We start from the raw sequence: 13,630 nt of genomic DNA, 5'->3' as shown, positions 1-13,630 counted from the left end.
GAGGGTCCCTCCCGGTTGCGCGTCAACATGGTCCGGTTCGCGCCCGGTGCGCACACAGCCGGACGCCGGGTGCCATCGAAGGCTAACGATTGTTTGGGGGAAACGTGTTCAACCGCAGCCAAATCACGTTCATGCTCGGCTTCGTTCTGATTGCCGTCGGCATAGCAGCCGCCCTTGCCGTGCGCATCGTTGCGTTTTCACGTTACATGCATCTCGAGGATCTGGGCCTGGATGTGAATCCTGCCATCGGCGCGGAACTGTTCAGCCGCGTCGTCGCGCCGACAGGGGCTGAACGGATGATCTTTTATGCGTCCGTTGCCCTCGTCCCGATGGGTCTGGTGTTGCTGGTACTCGGTTGGCGGGGACGTGCACTGGCTGGACGGTGACCCTGCAGGGCGTGTCACCGCTGCAGCCTGGCTCACCGCGGCAGCAGCGGGGTCCCTTGCTGCCTATCCGGAGGCGACCGCCAGCTTCAGGAACCGCTCACGGAGACGCTCGCAGAGCTCGGGGTTGCCGATCCCGGATCGCTGGCCGAAATGATCAACTCCGTCGTCCACGCCGGCACCCGCATGCTCGAGTCAGGGCAAACGCTGGAACAAGGCCATTCCCCCCTCAGGAGGCTGCCCGGTCCCTTCGTGACAGAACGCCAAACGGCCGAAGCCAACGGGATGGCTGTTCGATCAGGAGCTTGAGCTTCGGATCATGGTCCGCCGCGGGATGTTCGTGGCGGCTGCCAGCGCCGCGACCTAAACAGCCTGCAGCTATTTCCAGCGGAGCGGTTCCGGCGGAGACGTCCTCCACGTCCGGAAGAACCGCTCGCGGGCATCCTCGCCACTCTGTTGCTCCAGAGCGTGCAGCCGCCCGTAGGTGAACGCATTTGCGCCGGCGTCGTCGCTAGCCAACTGGCGCAACAAATCCCGGGTGACGACGCTGTCATGATGGTCGCCCAGACTCTCCTGGATCTCCTCTGCGGCCCGGGCGAGTGCGGTTGCCGGCTTGCCGAAAATCGGTGCCGATGCTTCCGCCGCATAGCGCAGTCGCTTGGCGCGCTTCCGGACGTCATGGAGTTCGGCGTTCAAGGCCGGACTTGCATGGTCGACATCGAGAGCGGCTACCTCTCTTGTCAAGCGTTTGCGCTCTTTCGAGACCAGCCGGCCCACGGTCCGCATTGCTTCCTTCGAGGCGGTTTCGGACAGCGGCGGGTCGGCCAGGAAGGCATCCAGCGCATCGAGGAGGCGGAAGTAGCGGGCACTATTCAAGGCTGCGAGGCCCTTCGCCCGGGCATCATGCGCGACGGCACCGAGGTAGTCCTCGATTTGCTGCGCAACCGGGCCCAACAGCAACTCCGGCGGTTCGGCGCCGATCAGCTCCAGCAGCCGGGCCCGCATCACCTCATTGTCCCGTGCCTCACCCACGCTGCCGGCAAGCCACTGAAGTTCCGAGCGAAGCGATCCTGCCGCGCCCGTGTCGGTGAGCTTCCGGAAAGTGGCCAGGACGGACCGGATCCGGCGTGCGGCCACCCGGAGCTGATGAACGGCGTCCGGTGCGTTCGCCCGGACTCCTGGGTCATGTCTTTTCAGTGCCTCAACCTGCTGGTCCAGATACGACAAAAGCACCGCTGAGGCCGGCCCTTCAGGCTCCGGCCCGGGGGACGCCGTCCGGCCGGGAGGGCACTGTCCGCCCAGGCCGCGGGCCAGTTTGGACGGCAGCGCGGACGGTTCGCGGCCCGTTTCGGCCACAAGCGCGTCGGCGCCCTTGAGCAGCCGTTTGGTGCCGTCGATGAGTTCGATTTCCCATTCCCGCCACGTGGTGTGGGCCTGCGGCTCCAACAGGGCCTGGGAATCCACCCGGTCATCGCTGAATTCGGCCAGTGTACTGCCATCGGCGGCAAGGAGGCGATGCATGGTGCGCTTGGTCTTGAGCCTTGCCACTGCAATCACGTCCTGATCCCTCGTGTGGGCCCGCACGAGTTGCCGCAACCGCCGGGGAACCGACTCCGGTTCCTTGCCCAGCGGTGCCGTGAACTCCTGACGTTCCCCAACCGCCACGGGGAGCTTCAAATGCCATCCGGCATCGTGGCCACCGGTCCGCCGGCGCAGGGTGATCCGGCGGGAAGCCAGGGCCAGCTCCGCGGTATCGAAGTAGACCGCGTCCAGGGATTCTTCCTCGGCCGGCCCGACGCGGTCCACTCCCGGCAACGAGGCGAGGGCGGGCAGTTCGTCGCCTTCTTCAACGTCGTATTTTCGTTCCACCTCAAGTTTCCCGGAGCCAGCCATGCCTCAGCCTAGGCCCGCGGACGTGCTGCCGCAGGAGCCAAAAGTCCCGCGTCAGCCCCCGGCGGAACCAGGTGCCCGGCTTTGTAGGCACAATGGAGGCGTGACTTCTCCGGCTGTTCCGACCCCCTCCGCTCCCGAGCCCTTCGAACTGGACGTCATCGGAGCCGGCCTGGTGTTCGCGCATTCGCTCGGTGAGCTGGCCGGGGCGCTGCGGGCCGGAGGCCCCGGCCCCACCGCCGTCGTGCAGGCGCCGCCGGGAACGGGCAAGACCACCCTGGTTCCGCCGTTGCTGGCCAACCTCGCCCTGCACGCTGCCCGGCAGCTGGGGCGAGTCAGCATGCCCCGCATCATTGTCACGCAGCCGCGCCGGGTCGCCGCCCGTTCTGCTGCGCGGCGCCTGGCTGCCCTGGACGGCAGCCGGCTGGGGGACCGCGTTGGATACACGGTCCGCGGCGAACGACAGACCGGTCCGGGCACCCTCATCGAATTTGTCACCCCGGGCATCCTGCTCAACCGCCTGCTCGCGGATCCGGGACTGGAAAGCACCAGCGCCGTCATTTTGGACGAAGTGCACGAACGAGGCCTCGAGACAGACCTGTTGCTCGGCATGCTCACTGAGGTCCGCCAGCTCCGGGGCGACCTCGCGCTCGTCGCCATGTCCGCCACCCTGGACGCACCACGCTTCGCCGCACTGATCGGGGCGGCCGGCGACGCGGCGGACCACAACGCGGAGGACCACGACGGCGGCAGCGCGGCGCCCGTCGTCGATTGCCCATCCGCGCTGCACCCGCTGGAGGTGGACTGGATGCCGGCCGCGGGGCCCCGGCTGGATGAACGGGGAGTGACGCGCGCCTTCCTGGACCATGTGGCTGAAACGGCCGCCTCGTCGCACGCCCAGGCACTTGCGTCCGGCCAGGATATTGACGCCCTGGTGTTCGTCCCGGGGGCCTGGGAAGTGTCCTATGTCGCCGGCCGGCTGCGCGGCCGGACGCATGTGGAAGTCCTGGAGCTGCACGGGCAGATCGGCCCCGCGGAGCAGGACCGTGCCGTCTCCGGGCGGGAACCCGGAGGCAACCCGCGGATCATCGTGTCAACGTCCCTCGCCGAGTCGTCCCTCACCGTCCCCGGGGTCCGGCTGGTCATCGACTCCGGGCTGTCGCGCGAGCCCCGGCGGGACGCGAGCCGGGGAATGTCCGGGCTCGTGAACGTCTCCTGCTCCCGGGCCTCCGCCGAGCAGCGGGCCGGGCGGGCCGCCCGCCAGGGCCCGGGACGGGTGGTGCGCTGCTACGACCAGAAGACCTATGGCGCCGCCCCGGCCCATCAGACGCCGGAGATCGCCGTCGCCGACCTCACAGGAGCGGCCCTGGTCCTCGCGTGCTGGGGATCTCCCGGCGGCCGGGGACTGTTACTGCCGGACGCGCCGCCGCAGGCTGCGATGGACGAAGCTGTCGAAGTGCTGCGGGAGCTCGGTGCTGTGGCCCCGGACGGTCTCGCCACGGATCTCGGCAAGGTGCTGGCGAGGGTTCCCGCCGATCCCCGGCTGGCGCGGGCCCTGTTGGACGGAGCTGCCGCCGTGGGCGATCGCACCGCCGCGGAAGCCGTCGCCGTGGTCGCCGGGGACCAGCGTGCGCCCGGTGCGGATCTGCCGCGGCTTCTGGCCGCCCTGCGCTCGGGGAAGGAACCGGGGTCCCGGCGCTGGACGGAGGACGTCCGGCGGATGGAGGGGATCGCGCGCCAGGAGAGGTCCGCCGTGGCACCACCTCCCATGCAGTCGGCGGTGACCGCGGCGGAGTCCGTCGGCTTCGTCGTCGCCCTCGCGTTCCCTGACCGCGTCGCTCGACGGGTACCCGGTGGAGGCCCGGAGCGCTACCTGCTCACCTCCGGGACGCGGGCCGGGCTCCCGGCCGGAAGCTCCCTGTCGGGTCACGAGTGGCTCGCCGTCGCCGAGGTCTCCCGGGCCCAGGGACGCGATGCGGCGGGCACCGGCGCCGTCATCCGCTCCGCTGCGCCGCTGACGGCGGACACAGCCGAGGCCGCCGCCCGGCACCTCCTGAGTGACACCATTGAGGCAAAGTTCAGCCAGGGCCGGGTCACCGCCCGCAAGGAACGTCGGCTGGGCGCGATTATCCTGTCCTCCACGCCGGTGCGTCCCTCTGCTGCCGAGGGACGTGCGGCAGTGGCCCGGGCGCTCGGGAAGGAAGGGCTCGGTGCCATTGGCTGGTCGACGGCGGCGGACGCCCTGCGCCGCCGTCTTGCCCTGCTGCACCGCGAGCTCGGAGACCCGTGGCCGGATGTGTCCGGGCCGGCGCTGCTGGCCCGGCTCGACGAGTGGCTGGCACCGGAACTTGAGGCGCTGGCCGGCGGCGCCGCCACGAGCGCAATCGACCTGGCAGATCCGCTGCGGCGCCTGCTGCCGTGGCCCGACGCCGCCCGGCTCGGGGAACTGGCCCCCGAACGCCTTGAGGTGCCAAGCGGTTCCTGGGTCAGGATCGACTACCCCGATGTCGAAGACGACGGCGGCCGCCCGGTGGTGGCCGTCAAACTCCAGGAATGCTTCGGCTGGGACCAGACGCCACAGCTGGTGGGCGGCAGGGTGCCTGTGCTGTTCCACCTGCTCTCGCCGGCCCGGCGCCCCCTGGCCGTGACGGACGACCTCGCCTCGTTCTGGTCCGGGCCCTATGCGCAGGTCCGTGCCGAGATGCGGGGCCGGTACCCCCGGCATCCCTGGCCGGAGGATCCTTGGACGGCGCCGGCGACCTCCCGTACCAAGAAGAGGAGCTAGCAGCTGTTACGTTATTGTGACTCGGCTCACGGCGTGTCGGGTATCCTAGAAGAGGTCATGCAGTCGGCCGCACATGCTTCACAGGGGAACTTTTACTATGACCAGCAAACTCGGTATCACCGTCGCTGTCGACCTCAGTTCGGAATCTGCACTCGTAGCACCGGAGGGCCAACTCACCGTCCGAAACGTCCCAAGCCTCATCGCAGTTGCCCGCCGGGCCGGCTCATTCGGGTACGGCCTCAACGTTGTTATGGACCTGCGGAAGCTGACCACCGCTGAACCTGAAGCCGTGGCCATGATCCGCGATTCGGGATGGCAGGGGAGCCGCCTGCTAGGTGGCGGCAGAGCCGCCAACGCCGGCTGGGGGCGTGCGGCGTGAGGCCGGCACTGGCCGGCGTCTATGGTCCGCTCGCCCACGCGCCCCGCGCGGAGCTGATGTTCGACTCCTTCCGCCGCTGGCCTCTGGTGCCCTCCGCACAGTTGGTGCGGCTCCGCTCGGCGCTGCTGCAGTGCGTCGAATTGGCCTCGCCGGACAACGGCAGGGACCTTTCGGAGTCTGCCGGAAAGCTGTTGCGGCTCGTCACCGATGAGCTGGACCGCCGCAACAGCCCGCAGGCCGGGCCGGCAGTCCCGCCGGCAGGATTCCGGCACGCCCGGCGGCGCCCTCACGCGTAGATGGTCTGGATGGCGGGTTCGCCACGCTGGAGCCGGTTCACGACGGCGGGCAGTTCGGCCATGGTGTCGGCATGCCGGCGCCCGCCCCGCGCCACGGCTTCCGGCCCGGTCCATCCCGGCAGGAGTTCACCATCCCGGACGAACTGCTGCAACAGTGGCCTGCCGGTGGGTTCCCCCACCGGCAGGTGTCCAACGCCCAGGACTTCGTGGGTGGCGGTGCCCGATCCGTCGAGCCGGCGCACCGCATGCTTCCGGCCGCCGACGTTGATCTTGTTCTTGGAGCTCTTGGCCACCGCCACGAACTCACCTGCATCGTTGGTGCGGCTGACCAGCTTATAGACCATGCCCGCGGTGGGCGCACCGGAACCCGTGACCAGGGCCGTGCCGATTCCATAGGAGTCGGCCGGCGCGGCTTGGAGGGCCGCCACGGAGTATTCGTCGAGGTCGGACGTGACGACGATTTTTGTGTGGACATTGCCCAGCCGGTCCAGCAGCTCACGGACCCACCGTGCCTGCGCCAGCAAATCACCGGAATCGAGCCGCACCGCGCCCAGTTTGTCCCCGGCGAGTTCGACGGCGGTCCGGACAGCCGCTTCGACGTCGTACGTGTCCACGAGGAGGGTGGTTCCGGGTCCCAAAGCGTCCAGTTGCGCCCGGAACGCATCACGCTCGGTGTCGTGCAGGAGCGTGAATGAGTGCGCCGCCGTGCCGACGGTCCGGAGCCCGAAGCGCCGGCCGGCTTCCAGGTTCGACGTTGCTTCGAAGCCCGCGATGACGGCGGCGCGTGCGGCCGCGACGGCGGCCTCCTCGTGGGCCCGGCGTGAACCCATCTCGATGCAGGGCCGTCCTCCCGCCGCGCTGACCATCCGGGAGGCCGCCGAGGCAATGGCGCTGTCATGATTCAGGACGGACAGGACAATCGTCTCCAGGATGCAGGCCTCCGCGAAGGTGGCTTCCACGATCAGGACGGGGGAGTACGGGAAGTATGCCTCACCCTCCGGGTAGCCCCAGATGTCGCCCGAGAAGCGGAAGTCCGCGAGGCGGGCAAGGGTCTCCCCGTTGACGACGCCGGTCCGCTCCAGGAACTCCAGCTCCGACGGGCCGAAGCGGAATCCGGCAATGCCCTCGAGCAGCCGTCCGGTTCCGGCGACGATCCCGTACCGCCGTCCCTCCGGCAGTCCGCGGGCAAATGCCTCGAAGACCGTGCGCCGCTCCGCGGCCCCGGAGTGAAGAGCCGCCTGCAGCATGGTGAGTTCATAATGGTCGGTGAAGAGCGACGTAGCGGGGCGGTCCCAGACCGGCGAGGATTCCATAATTAACCGTAGCCCGCGGCCGGGCTATTCAGTGGACCCGCCTCTGGGGGTACCTTGTCCACATGGCCAGGGAAGAAGTCACCGTCACCGTCAGCAGCCCCGGCGGCAACCGGGAGTTGAGGATCTCGAGCCCGAGCCGGGTCCTGTGGCCGGACCTCGGTCTCACCAAGCTGGACCTGGCCCGGTACATTGTCGACGTCGGGGACGCCTTCCTGGCAGCGAACGGTGACCGTCCGGTCACCCTTCAGCGGTTCGGTGACACCGTCGACGGCGAGCAGTTCTTCTCGAAGAATCCGCCCAAGGGCGCGCCGGACTTCGTGCGCTCGGTGATGGTGGTTTATCCCAGCGGACGCTCGCATCCCCAGCTGGTGATCGACGAGGTTGCCGCCGCGGTCTGGGCGGTGCAGATGAACACGGTGGTGTTCCACCCCTGGGCCTCGCGTGCCGGCAACCCGGACAACCCCGACCAGCTGCGGATCGACCTCGACCCGCAGCCGGGCACCGGCTTCGAGGACGCCGTTCCTGCCGCGCAGGAACTGCGCGCCGTGTTGTCCGAGGCCGGCCTGGAGTCGTTCGTCAAGACCTCCGGCAGCCGGGGACTGCATGTGTTCTCCCCGATCGAACCCAGCCGCGAGTTCCTCGAGGTACGGCACGCCGTGATCGCCGCCGCCCGCGAACTTGAACGGCGGATGCCGGACAAGGTCACCACTGCGTGGTGGAAGGAAGAGCGGGGCACAAGGATCTTCGTCGACTTCAACCAGGCGAATCGCGACCGCACCATGGCCGGGGCCTACAGCCCTCGCGCCCTGCCCGGCGCCACCGTGTCCTGCCCGATCGGCTGGGACGAGCTGGAGCACCTCAGCCCGAAGGACTTCACTATCGTCACGGTGCCGCAGCGGCTCAAGGCCACGGGAGACCCGTGGGCGGATATGCATGCGAAGCCGGGCACCATCGACGGTCTCCTGGCGTGGTGGGAACGTGACGTTGCGGCCGGGCTGGGGGAGTTGCCTTTCCCTCCGGACTTCCCGAAGATGCCGGGCGAGCCGATGCGGGTGCAGCCCAGCCGGGCCAGGAACAAGGACTAGGGCCAGGATCAGACGCCCAGCAGGCGCTGGCCGTTGAACCAGCAGACCATTCGCAACCAGTCGTCGTCGAGGCGGGGCTCCTTGTCGCGGAGGCGTTCCAGGGCCTCCAGCTGATGGGCATACGCGTACGGGATGTTCGGGAAGTCGCTGCCCAGGACAACCCGCTCCCGCATCCCGGCCAGCCGCGGCAGGAGCTCAGCCGGGAAGGGCGCGGCCGCCTCGAAGAAGTCCGTGAAGACCATGGTCGTGTCGAGGTGGACGCGCGGATACTCCTCCGCCAGGTCCAGGAATTCGGCGTACTCCGGTGCCCCCAGATGGGCAACGACGGCGGTCAGCTGGGGATGGCGCCGCAGCACACCCTCGAGCTTGTCCGGTCCGGTGAAGCCAGGCCGCGGAACCGGGCCGCTGCCGACGTGTACGACGACCGGAACGCCGGTCTCGGCCAGCAGCCCCCATACCGGGTCCAGTACCGGCTCGCGCAGATCGAAACCGCCCACCTGAGCATGGATCTTGAACACCCGGGCGCCGCGTTCGACTGCGGACTGCACCTGCTCCAGGACGCCGTCTTCAGGGAAAAACGTCGCGCTGGGAACACAATCCGGCTCTGTCGCGGCCAGCTCGAGGGCGAAATCGTTAAGGTCCGCCGCCATGCCCGGCCGGTGCGCGTAGGTCAGTGCAGTGAAATGCCGGAGCCCCAGCTGGCGCAGCCGTGCCAGCCGGCTGGCTTCGTCCGAGCGGTACGTGATGGGCCATGAGCGGCCGATGAGGGGACCGGCTGCATCGAAGTGCGCCCACACCCGCTGCAGCATCCGCTCCGGAAGGAAGTGCGTGTGGATGTCGATCAGGCCCGGAAGTCCGAGCCGCGCCCACCACTGGGGTACGTCAGCGTCCCGCATCGATTCCACCGGATCTCCCCTTTACGTCGTTGTCTGGCCATTCCCGACACACGGCCCAGACCAGTCTGCCATCACGAGGAACCGTTCCCGGCACACGGTGTCACGGCGGGTAGGCTCCTGCTGGCAGCCTGGCGCGCTACCGTCGCAGCGTCCGGAGGATCCCGCGTGCGGTAAACCCGACGGCGCACACCAGCGGAACCAGCGTGCCGATGAGGGCTATCATGTTGGGCCGGAAGGCCACGTGCCCGCTCCCGTTGCGGCAGTAGACGCCCAGCGGGAGCACGAAGCCGCCGCCGCCACCGCCGGCCACGCTTTCCAGGCCGGCAGCATCGGCGCCTTCGGCTTCGGAGTTGCCTCCGCCGCCGAAGCCGAACGACACCAGGGCCACCGGGATCAGTTCCTCCCCGACCACCTTGACGGGCGTGCCATATGCCCTGCTTACACCCACGTTTTTGAACGCCTCCGCAAGAGACGAAAGAGCTTCAGTCATGGAGCCGACCCTAGGCGGCACAAGCGGCCAGGCGCCAGAGGCTTAGGCCCTGGACGCGCTATGCCGTCAGGGCCATACGGCCCCTATTCGCCAGCAGAACGTCGAAATAGATTGGAACTTAGAACAACGCACTGGAAGAGAGGCCATGTTCATGACGCAAAAGACAGGAGTGGCACCACGGCTGGCTGAAGTGCTGGCCATCGTCCTGGGCACGGAGGAAATCCCGTTGCGGCTGAAGGCCTGGGACGGCTCGGAGGCGGGCCCGGCCGGCGCGCCGGTTATTGAGTTCCGGTCCCGGCGTGCCCTGCGCCGGATGCTGTGGTCGCCCGGGCAGTTGGGCCTCAGCCGCGCCTATGTTGCCGGGGACGTTGATGCGCCCGGCGACGTCTTCGCCAGTTTCGCGGCGTTGAGCTCCGCCGGCAAATTCGCCGAACCCGGACCTTTCCGCCGGCCGACAGTCCGCGAAATCGGGACAATCCTCAAAAACGCCGCCCTGATCGGTGCCCTGGGACCCAATCCGGCGCCCCCGCCGGAGGAAGCAAAGATTGTCCGGGCCGGCCGGCGGCACACCCGGAAGCGCGACGCCGCGGCGATCTCCCACCACTACGACGTCGGCAATGACTTTTACGCCCTTGTCCTCGGCCCGTCCATGGTCTACTCCTGCGCGGTGTGGGAGGACGAGGACACCGGACTGGAGGCAGCGCAGGACGCCAAGCTCGGCCTGGTCTGCCGGAAGCTGGGACTGAAGCCCGGCATGCGGGTGCTGGATGTCGGCTGCGGCTGGGGGAGCTTCGCCCTGCACGCGGCCAAAAACTACGGAGTCGACGTGGTGGGCGTGACTCTTTCGGGCGAACAGGCGGCCATGGCCGCGAAGCGCGTGGCAGAGGCCGGCCTGACCGACCGGGTGGTCATCCGGGTCCAGGACTACCGCGACGTCGACGACGGGCCTTTTGACGCGATCAGCTCCATCGGGATGTCCGAACACGTGGGCCGCGAGCCGATGCCAGGCTACGTCGCCAAACTACAAGGGCTGCTCCGGCCGGGCGGCCGGCTGCTGAACCACGCCATTTCCTGGAATGCGGGACCCACCGCGCCGGATCCGGACTCGTTTATCCCGCGCTACGTGTTCCCGGACGGCGAGATGCTCCCCCTGGCGGAGATGGTTGGGGCGCTGGAGTCCGGCGGACTGGAAGTCCTCGACGTCGAGGCCCTGCGGCGGCACTACGCGCTTACTCTCCGGGCCTGGGTGCGGAACCTCGAGGAACACTGGAACGAGGCTGTGCAGCTCGCCGGGGAAGGCCGGGCCCGGGTGTGGCGGCTCTACATGGCCGCCAGCGCCCTGGGCTTCGAATCCGGAATCACCGGCGTGAACCAGATACTGGTGCAGCGGCCCGGCGGCGCCGAGCCGCCGCTGCGCCGGACCGCCTGGCTCTGAGGCCTGGGGCCGCTCTGGGGCCGCCGGCGCCTCAGGCGGGGCTGTGGGCTGCGATGAACGCAGCGGCGGACCCGGCCAGTGATGCCCCGACCTCTTCCGTGCTGCGCCTGGTTCCCGCGACGTCGAAGGTGTGGCCGCCGCCGTCGCGCCACTCCAGCGTTGCTGACGGGCCGATCCGTGCCACCACGGCCTCCAGTAGTTCGGGCGTGGCAAAGGGGTCGCGCGTGCCCTGCAGGAAAAGCATCGGCAGGGTCAGCCCGTACAGGTGTTCGTCACGGAGCTTTTCCGGCTTTCCCGGGGGATGGAGCGGGTAACCGAGATAGACAAGTCCTGCCGCGGGCATCCCTTCGGCAACAGCCATGGAGGCCATCCGTCCGCCGAAGGACTTGCCAGCCGCCCAGACAGGCTCGCCACCGGAGCGGGCAGCGGCCTCGGACATGGCCGCGCGCCAGGCCGCAACGGCTGCCGGAGGCCTGTCGGGGAACTTCCGGCCGGCCTCCCGGTAGGGGAAGTTGAAGCGGAGCGTGGCGATTGCCAGTTGGTTCAGGGCCCGGGTAAGACCGGCGAGGAACGGGTGTTCCATGCCGGCCCCGGCCCCATGGGCGACGACCAGCGTGGCAGCCGGCTGCGCGGGGCGGGCGTAGAGGCCCGAAACGGAGGATTCGCCCACGGCGATCGTGACGGGCAACTCGGGGACTGTCATGACTCCATCATGACGCCCGCAGACGCCCAGGGTACTGCGGTACGCGCGGATCGATCGCTAGGCTGTCCTTATGAGCAATACCGAGGCTGCGCCGCAGGAGATTCTGTGCGAAACGGACGACAACTGTGTCGGGGTGGAAATTCTGGTTCCCCGCCAGGTCCCGCTGGGCGGGCCGCGCGCCATGGATGTCAGGAGGACGCTGCCGCAGCGCCAGCGGAGCCTCATCGGAGCCTGGTGCTTCCTGGACCACTACGGCCCGGACCGGGTCGGGGAGTCCGGAGGCATGCACGTCCCGCGCCACCCGCACACTGGCCTGCAGACCGTCAGCTGGCTGTTTACCGGAGAGATCGAGCACCGCGACTCGGCCGGCTTCCACGCGGCCGTGCGGCCCGGCGAGGTCAACCTCATGACGGCCGGACAGGGCATCAGCCATTCGGAATTCTCCACCCCCGCGACCGACGTCCTGCACGGTGCGCAGCTGTGGGTAGCGCTGCCGGACAGGGCACGCCAGATGGAGCCAACGTTTGAGCACTACCGCCCCGAGCCACTGAGTGGACCCGGCTGGATCATGCGGGTCTTTCTGGGATCCCTCGCCGGCACCGCCTCGCCGGTCACCACCCACACGCCGCTGCTGGGAGCTGAGATCCTGCTGGAGGCTGGTTCCACCCTCAGCCTGGACACCGACCCCTCCTTTGAACACGGCCTGCTGGTGGACACCGGAACCCTGGTACTGGACGGCCACCCGGTCCCGCAGGACCACCTCGCCTACCTGCCGGTCGGGCGCACCACCCTGGCCCTGGTGGCCGGCGACAAACCCCTGCGCGTGCTCCTGATCGGCGGCGAACCTTTGGGCGAGCAGATTGTGATGTGGTGGAACTTCGTGGGACGCAGCCACGATGAAATCGTCGGGTACCGGGCCCAATGGCAGGCGGAAATCGGCGCCGAGGCCCTGCCAGCCGCCGGGACGGACACCGCAGTCCCGCGGTTCGGCACCTTCCCCGCGGGGGAACCCGCGCCGCTGCCGGCCCCCGCGCTCCCCAACGCCCGGCTCCGCCCCCGCGACTGAGCCCCCTGAGAAACGAGAAGCATGTTCACCGCAATCACCATCCGCAGGAACCCCGACCGGCTCCGCTACGAGGTTCTTGACGGCGACACGGTCATCGGCCAGGCGGCGTACATCGACGACGGCGGCACCCACCGGATTTTCTACCACACGGTCATTGACGAGGACTTCGGCGGCCAGGGGCTCGCCAGCCGGCTCGCGGCACAGGCGCTTGACGACACGGTCGCCGCCGGCTTGAAGATTGTCCCCGTGTGCCCGTACATCAAGAAGTACCTCGCAAGCCACACGCAGTACGCGGCCAGCGTCCAGGTTCCCACACCGGCACTGCTCGGAGTCCTCAACAGCGCGTTGACGCAGCGCGCCCGACGCTGAGCCGGGCCCCCTGCCGCTCCAGCCCTGACCCTCATCCCACCGTCAGTGTTCCGTGCATCTGCGGATGGTAAATGCAGTGGTAGGTGTAAGTTCCGGGCTGCATGGGCGCGGTAAAAGTGCCAGTACCGCCGCTGCCCTTGACGTCCACGTTGAAGGCCGAGCCGTCGTCGGCCGTCACGGTATGGGGAGCGCTGTCCAGGTTGGTCACGGTCACCCTCGCCCCCGGGGAGACCGTGACCGGCGCTCCGAAACCGAAGTCCTCAATGGTGATGGTCGTGGCGCCGGCCGTGTTGCCGGGTCTGACCGGGCCGGGCGTCGACGCCGGGGCCGGACTTCCGCCCCCGGTGGCGCAACCGCCCAGCCCGGCCAACACCGGGACGAGCAACACAGCCACCGCCGGAGCAAGCCAGCGGGCGGGAACCTTGCCAGTATTCACGGCATTCACGGTGCACCATCCTCTGCACGGCGGAGATACAGGACGAGCCACTACCCTCCATTCTCCGCCTGCCGCCGCGAAATCGCACCGGCCTCCCGGCTGCC

The 13,630-nt window shown here is 68.8% G+C and carries 14 protein-coding genes; 8 read left to right on the top strand and 6 right to left on the bottom strand.

The genetic code is table 11. From position 1 onward, the window contains the following. The first annotated feature begins 104 nt into the window (after positions 1–104). The gene (locus tag GXK59_RS08980; protein WP_160666104.1) at positions 105–386 is read left to right on the top strand and encodes a hypothetical protein; all 282 of its coding nucleotides are present in this window, start codon (positions 105–107) and stop codon (positions 384–386) included. Positions 387–761: 375 nt separating this feature from the next. On the opposite strand, the gene GXK59_RS08975 is transcribed toward GXK59_RS08980, so the two are convergent. Then, the gene (locus tag GXK59_RS08975; protein WP_160666103.1) at positions 762–2,276 is read right to left on the bottom strand and encodes a CYTH and CHAD domain-containing protein; all 1,515 of its coding nucleotides are present in this window, start codon (positions 2,274–2,276) and stop codon (positions 762–764) included. 100 nt (positions 2,277–2,376) lie between these two features. On the opposite strand from GXK59_RS08975, the gene hrpB reads away from it, so the two are divergent. The 3 genes from hrpB to GXK59_RS08960 all read left to right on the top strand — a co-directional run bounded on the left by hrpB (position 2,377) and on the right by GXK59_RS08960 (position 5,733). Continuing rightward, complete coding sequence (gene hrpB / locus GXK59_RS08970; protein WP_237393834.1) at positions 2,377–5,058, top strand: ATP-dependent helicase HrpB; 2,682 nt, start codon at positions 2,377–2,379, stop codon at positions 5,056–5,058. 97 nt (positions 5,059–5,155) lie between these two features. Then, entirely contained in the window at positions 5,156–5,437 is a 282-nt protein-coding gene (locus tag GXK59_RS08965; protein ID WP_160666101.1) for a hypothetical protein, read from the top strand. Then, the gene (locus GXK59_RS08960; RefSeq protein ID WP_160666100.1) at positions 5,434–5,733 is read left to right on the top strand and encodes a hypothetical protein; all 300 of its coding nucleotides are present in this window, start codon (positions 5,434–5,436) and stop codon (positions 5,731–5,733) included. The genes GXK59_RS08965 and GXK59_RS08960 overlap by 4 nt, the downstream gene beginning before the upstream one ends. Here GXK59_RS08960 and GXK59_RS08955 read toward each other — a convergent pair. Beyond that, positions 5,724–7,046 carry a nicotinate phosphoribosyltransferase gene (locus tag GXK59_RS08955; protein ID WP_160666099.1) on the bottom strand — a complete coding sequence of 441 codons (1,323 nt, stop codon included), beginning with the start codon at positions 7,044–7,046 and terminating at the stop codon, positions 5,724–5,726. The genes GXK59_RS08960 and GXK59_RS08955 overlap by 10 nt on opposite strands. Before the next feature lie 62 nt (positions 7,047–7,108). Here GXK59_RS08955 and ligD point away from each other — a divergent pair, with 62 nt between their 5' ends. Continuing rightward, positions 7,109–8,131, top strand: coding sequence for a non-homologous end-joining DNA ligase (ligD, locus tag GXK59_RS08950; RefSeq protein ID WP_160666098.1), 1,023 nt, complete (start codon positions 7,109–7,111; stop codon positions 8,129–8,131). A gap of 8 nt (positions 8,132–8,139) precedes the next feature. On the opposite strand, the gene GXK59_RS08945 is transcribed toward ligD, so the two are convergent. After that, entirely contained in the window at positions 8,140–9,027 is an 888-nt protein-coding gene (locus GXK59_RS08945) for an amidohydrolase family protein (RefSeq protein ID WP_160669071.1), read from the bottom strand. A 136-nt stretch (positions 9,028–9,163) separates the two neighbouring features. Then, positions 9,164–9,517 (bottom strand): hypothetical protein, encoded by a 354-nt coding sequence (locus GXK59_RS08940; RefSeq protein ID WP_160666097.1) that lies wholly within the window; start codon positions 9,515–9,517, stop codon positions 9,164–9,166. 151 nt (positions 9,518–9,668) lie between these two features. Between GXK59_RS08940 and GXK59_RS08935 the strand changes: the two genes are divergently transcribed. Next, positions 9,669–10,952: a class I SAM-dependent methyltransferase gene (locus tag GXK59_RS08935; protein ID WP_160666096.1), complete on the top strand. Its 1,284-nt coding sequence runs from the start codon at positions 9,669–9,671 to the stop codon at positions 10,950–10,952. A gap of 31 nt (positions 10,953–10,983) precedes the next feature. Here GXK59_RS08935 and GXK59_RS08930 read toward each other — a convergent pair whose 3' ends face one another. Further along, positions 10,984–11,655, bottom strand: coding sequence for an alpha/beta hydrolase family protein (locus GXK59_RS08930; RefSeq protein ID WP_160666095.1), 672 nt, complete (start codon positions 11,653–11,655; stop codon positions 10,984–10,986). Between the two features lie 70 nt (positions 11,656–11,725). Here GXK59_RS08930 and GXK59_RS08925 point away from each other — a divergent pair, with 70 nt between their 5' ends. Further along, a complete protein-coding gene (locus GXK59_RS08925; RefSeq protein WP_160666094.1) occupies positions 11,726–12,721 on the top strand; it encodes a pirin family protein in 996 nt (331 codons plus the stop codon). A gap of 21 nt (positions 12,722–12,742) precedes the next feature. Next, the gene (locus tag GXK59_RS08920; RefSeq protein WP_160666093.1) at positions 12,743–13,090 is read left to right on the top strand and encodes a GNAT family N-acetyltransferase; all 348 of its coding nucleotides are present in this window, start codon (positions 12,743–12,745) and stop codon (positions 13,088–13,090) included. Between the two features lie 31 nt (positions 13,091–13,121). Here GXK59_RS08920 and GXK59_RS08915 read toward each other — a convergent pair whose 3' ends face one another. Continuing rightward, the gene (locus GXK59_RS08915; protein ID WP_160666092.1) at positions 13,122–13,526 is read right to left on the bottom strand and encodes a cupredoxin domain-containing protein; all 405 of its coding nucleotides are present in this window, start codon (positions 13,524–13,526) and stop codon (positions 13,122–13,124) included. Positions 13,527–13,630: the final 104 nt, after the last annotated feature.

This window comes from Pseudarthrobacter sp. ATCC 49987, from assembly GCF_009928425.1.
In the GTDB taxonomy this organism is placed as follows: Bacteria; Actinomycetota; Actinomycetes; order Actinomycetales; family Micrococcaceae; genus Arthrobacter.
Note: the sequence above shows the minus strand (reverse complement) of the source record. Positions and strands in the feature narration are given on the sequence as shown.

Bases quoted from the DNA above. Each gene is read 5' to 3' on its own strand.
- GXK59_RS08925 (WP_160666094.1), top strand. From the start codon at position 11,726: ATGAGCAATACCGAGGCTGCGCCGCAGGAGATTCTGTGCGAAACGGAC.
- GXK59_RS08920 (WP_160666093.1), top strand. From the start codon at position 12,743: ATGTTCACCGCAATCACCATCCGCAGGAACCCCGACCGGCTCCGCTAC.
- GXK59_RS08940 (WP_160666097.1), bottom strand. From the start codon at position 9,517: ATGACTGAAGCTCTTTCGTCTCTTGCGGAGGCGTTCAAAAACGTGGGT.
- GXK59_RS08955 (WP_160666099.1), bottom strand. From the start codon at position 7,046: ATGGAATCCTCGCCGGTCTGGGACCGCCCCGCTACGTCGCTCTTCACC.
- GXK59_RS08930 (WP_160666095.1), bottom strand. From the start codon at position 11,655: ATGACAGTCCCCGAGTTGCCCGTCACGATCGCCGTGGGCGAATCCTCC.
- GXK59_RS08975 (WP_160666103.1), bottom strand. From the start codon at position 2,276: ATGGCTGGCTCCGGGAAACTTGAGGTGGAACGAAAATACGACGTTGAA.
- GXK59_RS08945 (WP_160669071.1), bottom strand. From the start codon at position 9,027: ATGCGGGACGCTGACGTACCCCAGTGGTGGGCGCGGCTCGGACTTCCG.
- GXK59_RS08965 (WP_160666101.1), top strand. From the start codon at position 5,156: ATGACCAGCAAACTCGGTATCACCGTCGCTGTCGACCTCAGTTCGGAA.
- ligD (WP_160666098.1), top strand. From the start codon at position 7,109: ATGGCCAGGGAAGAAGTCACCGTCACCGTCAGCAGCCCCGGCGGCAAC.
- GXK59_RS08935 (WP_160666096.1), top strand. From the start codon at position 9,669: ATGACGCAAAAGACAGGAGTGGCACCACGGCTGGCTGAAGTGCTGGCC.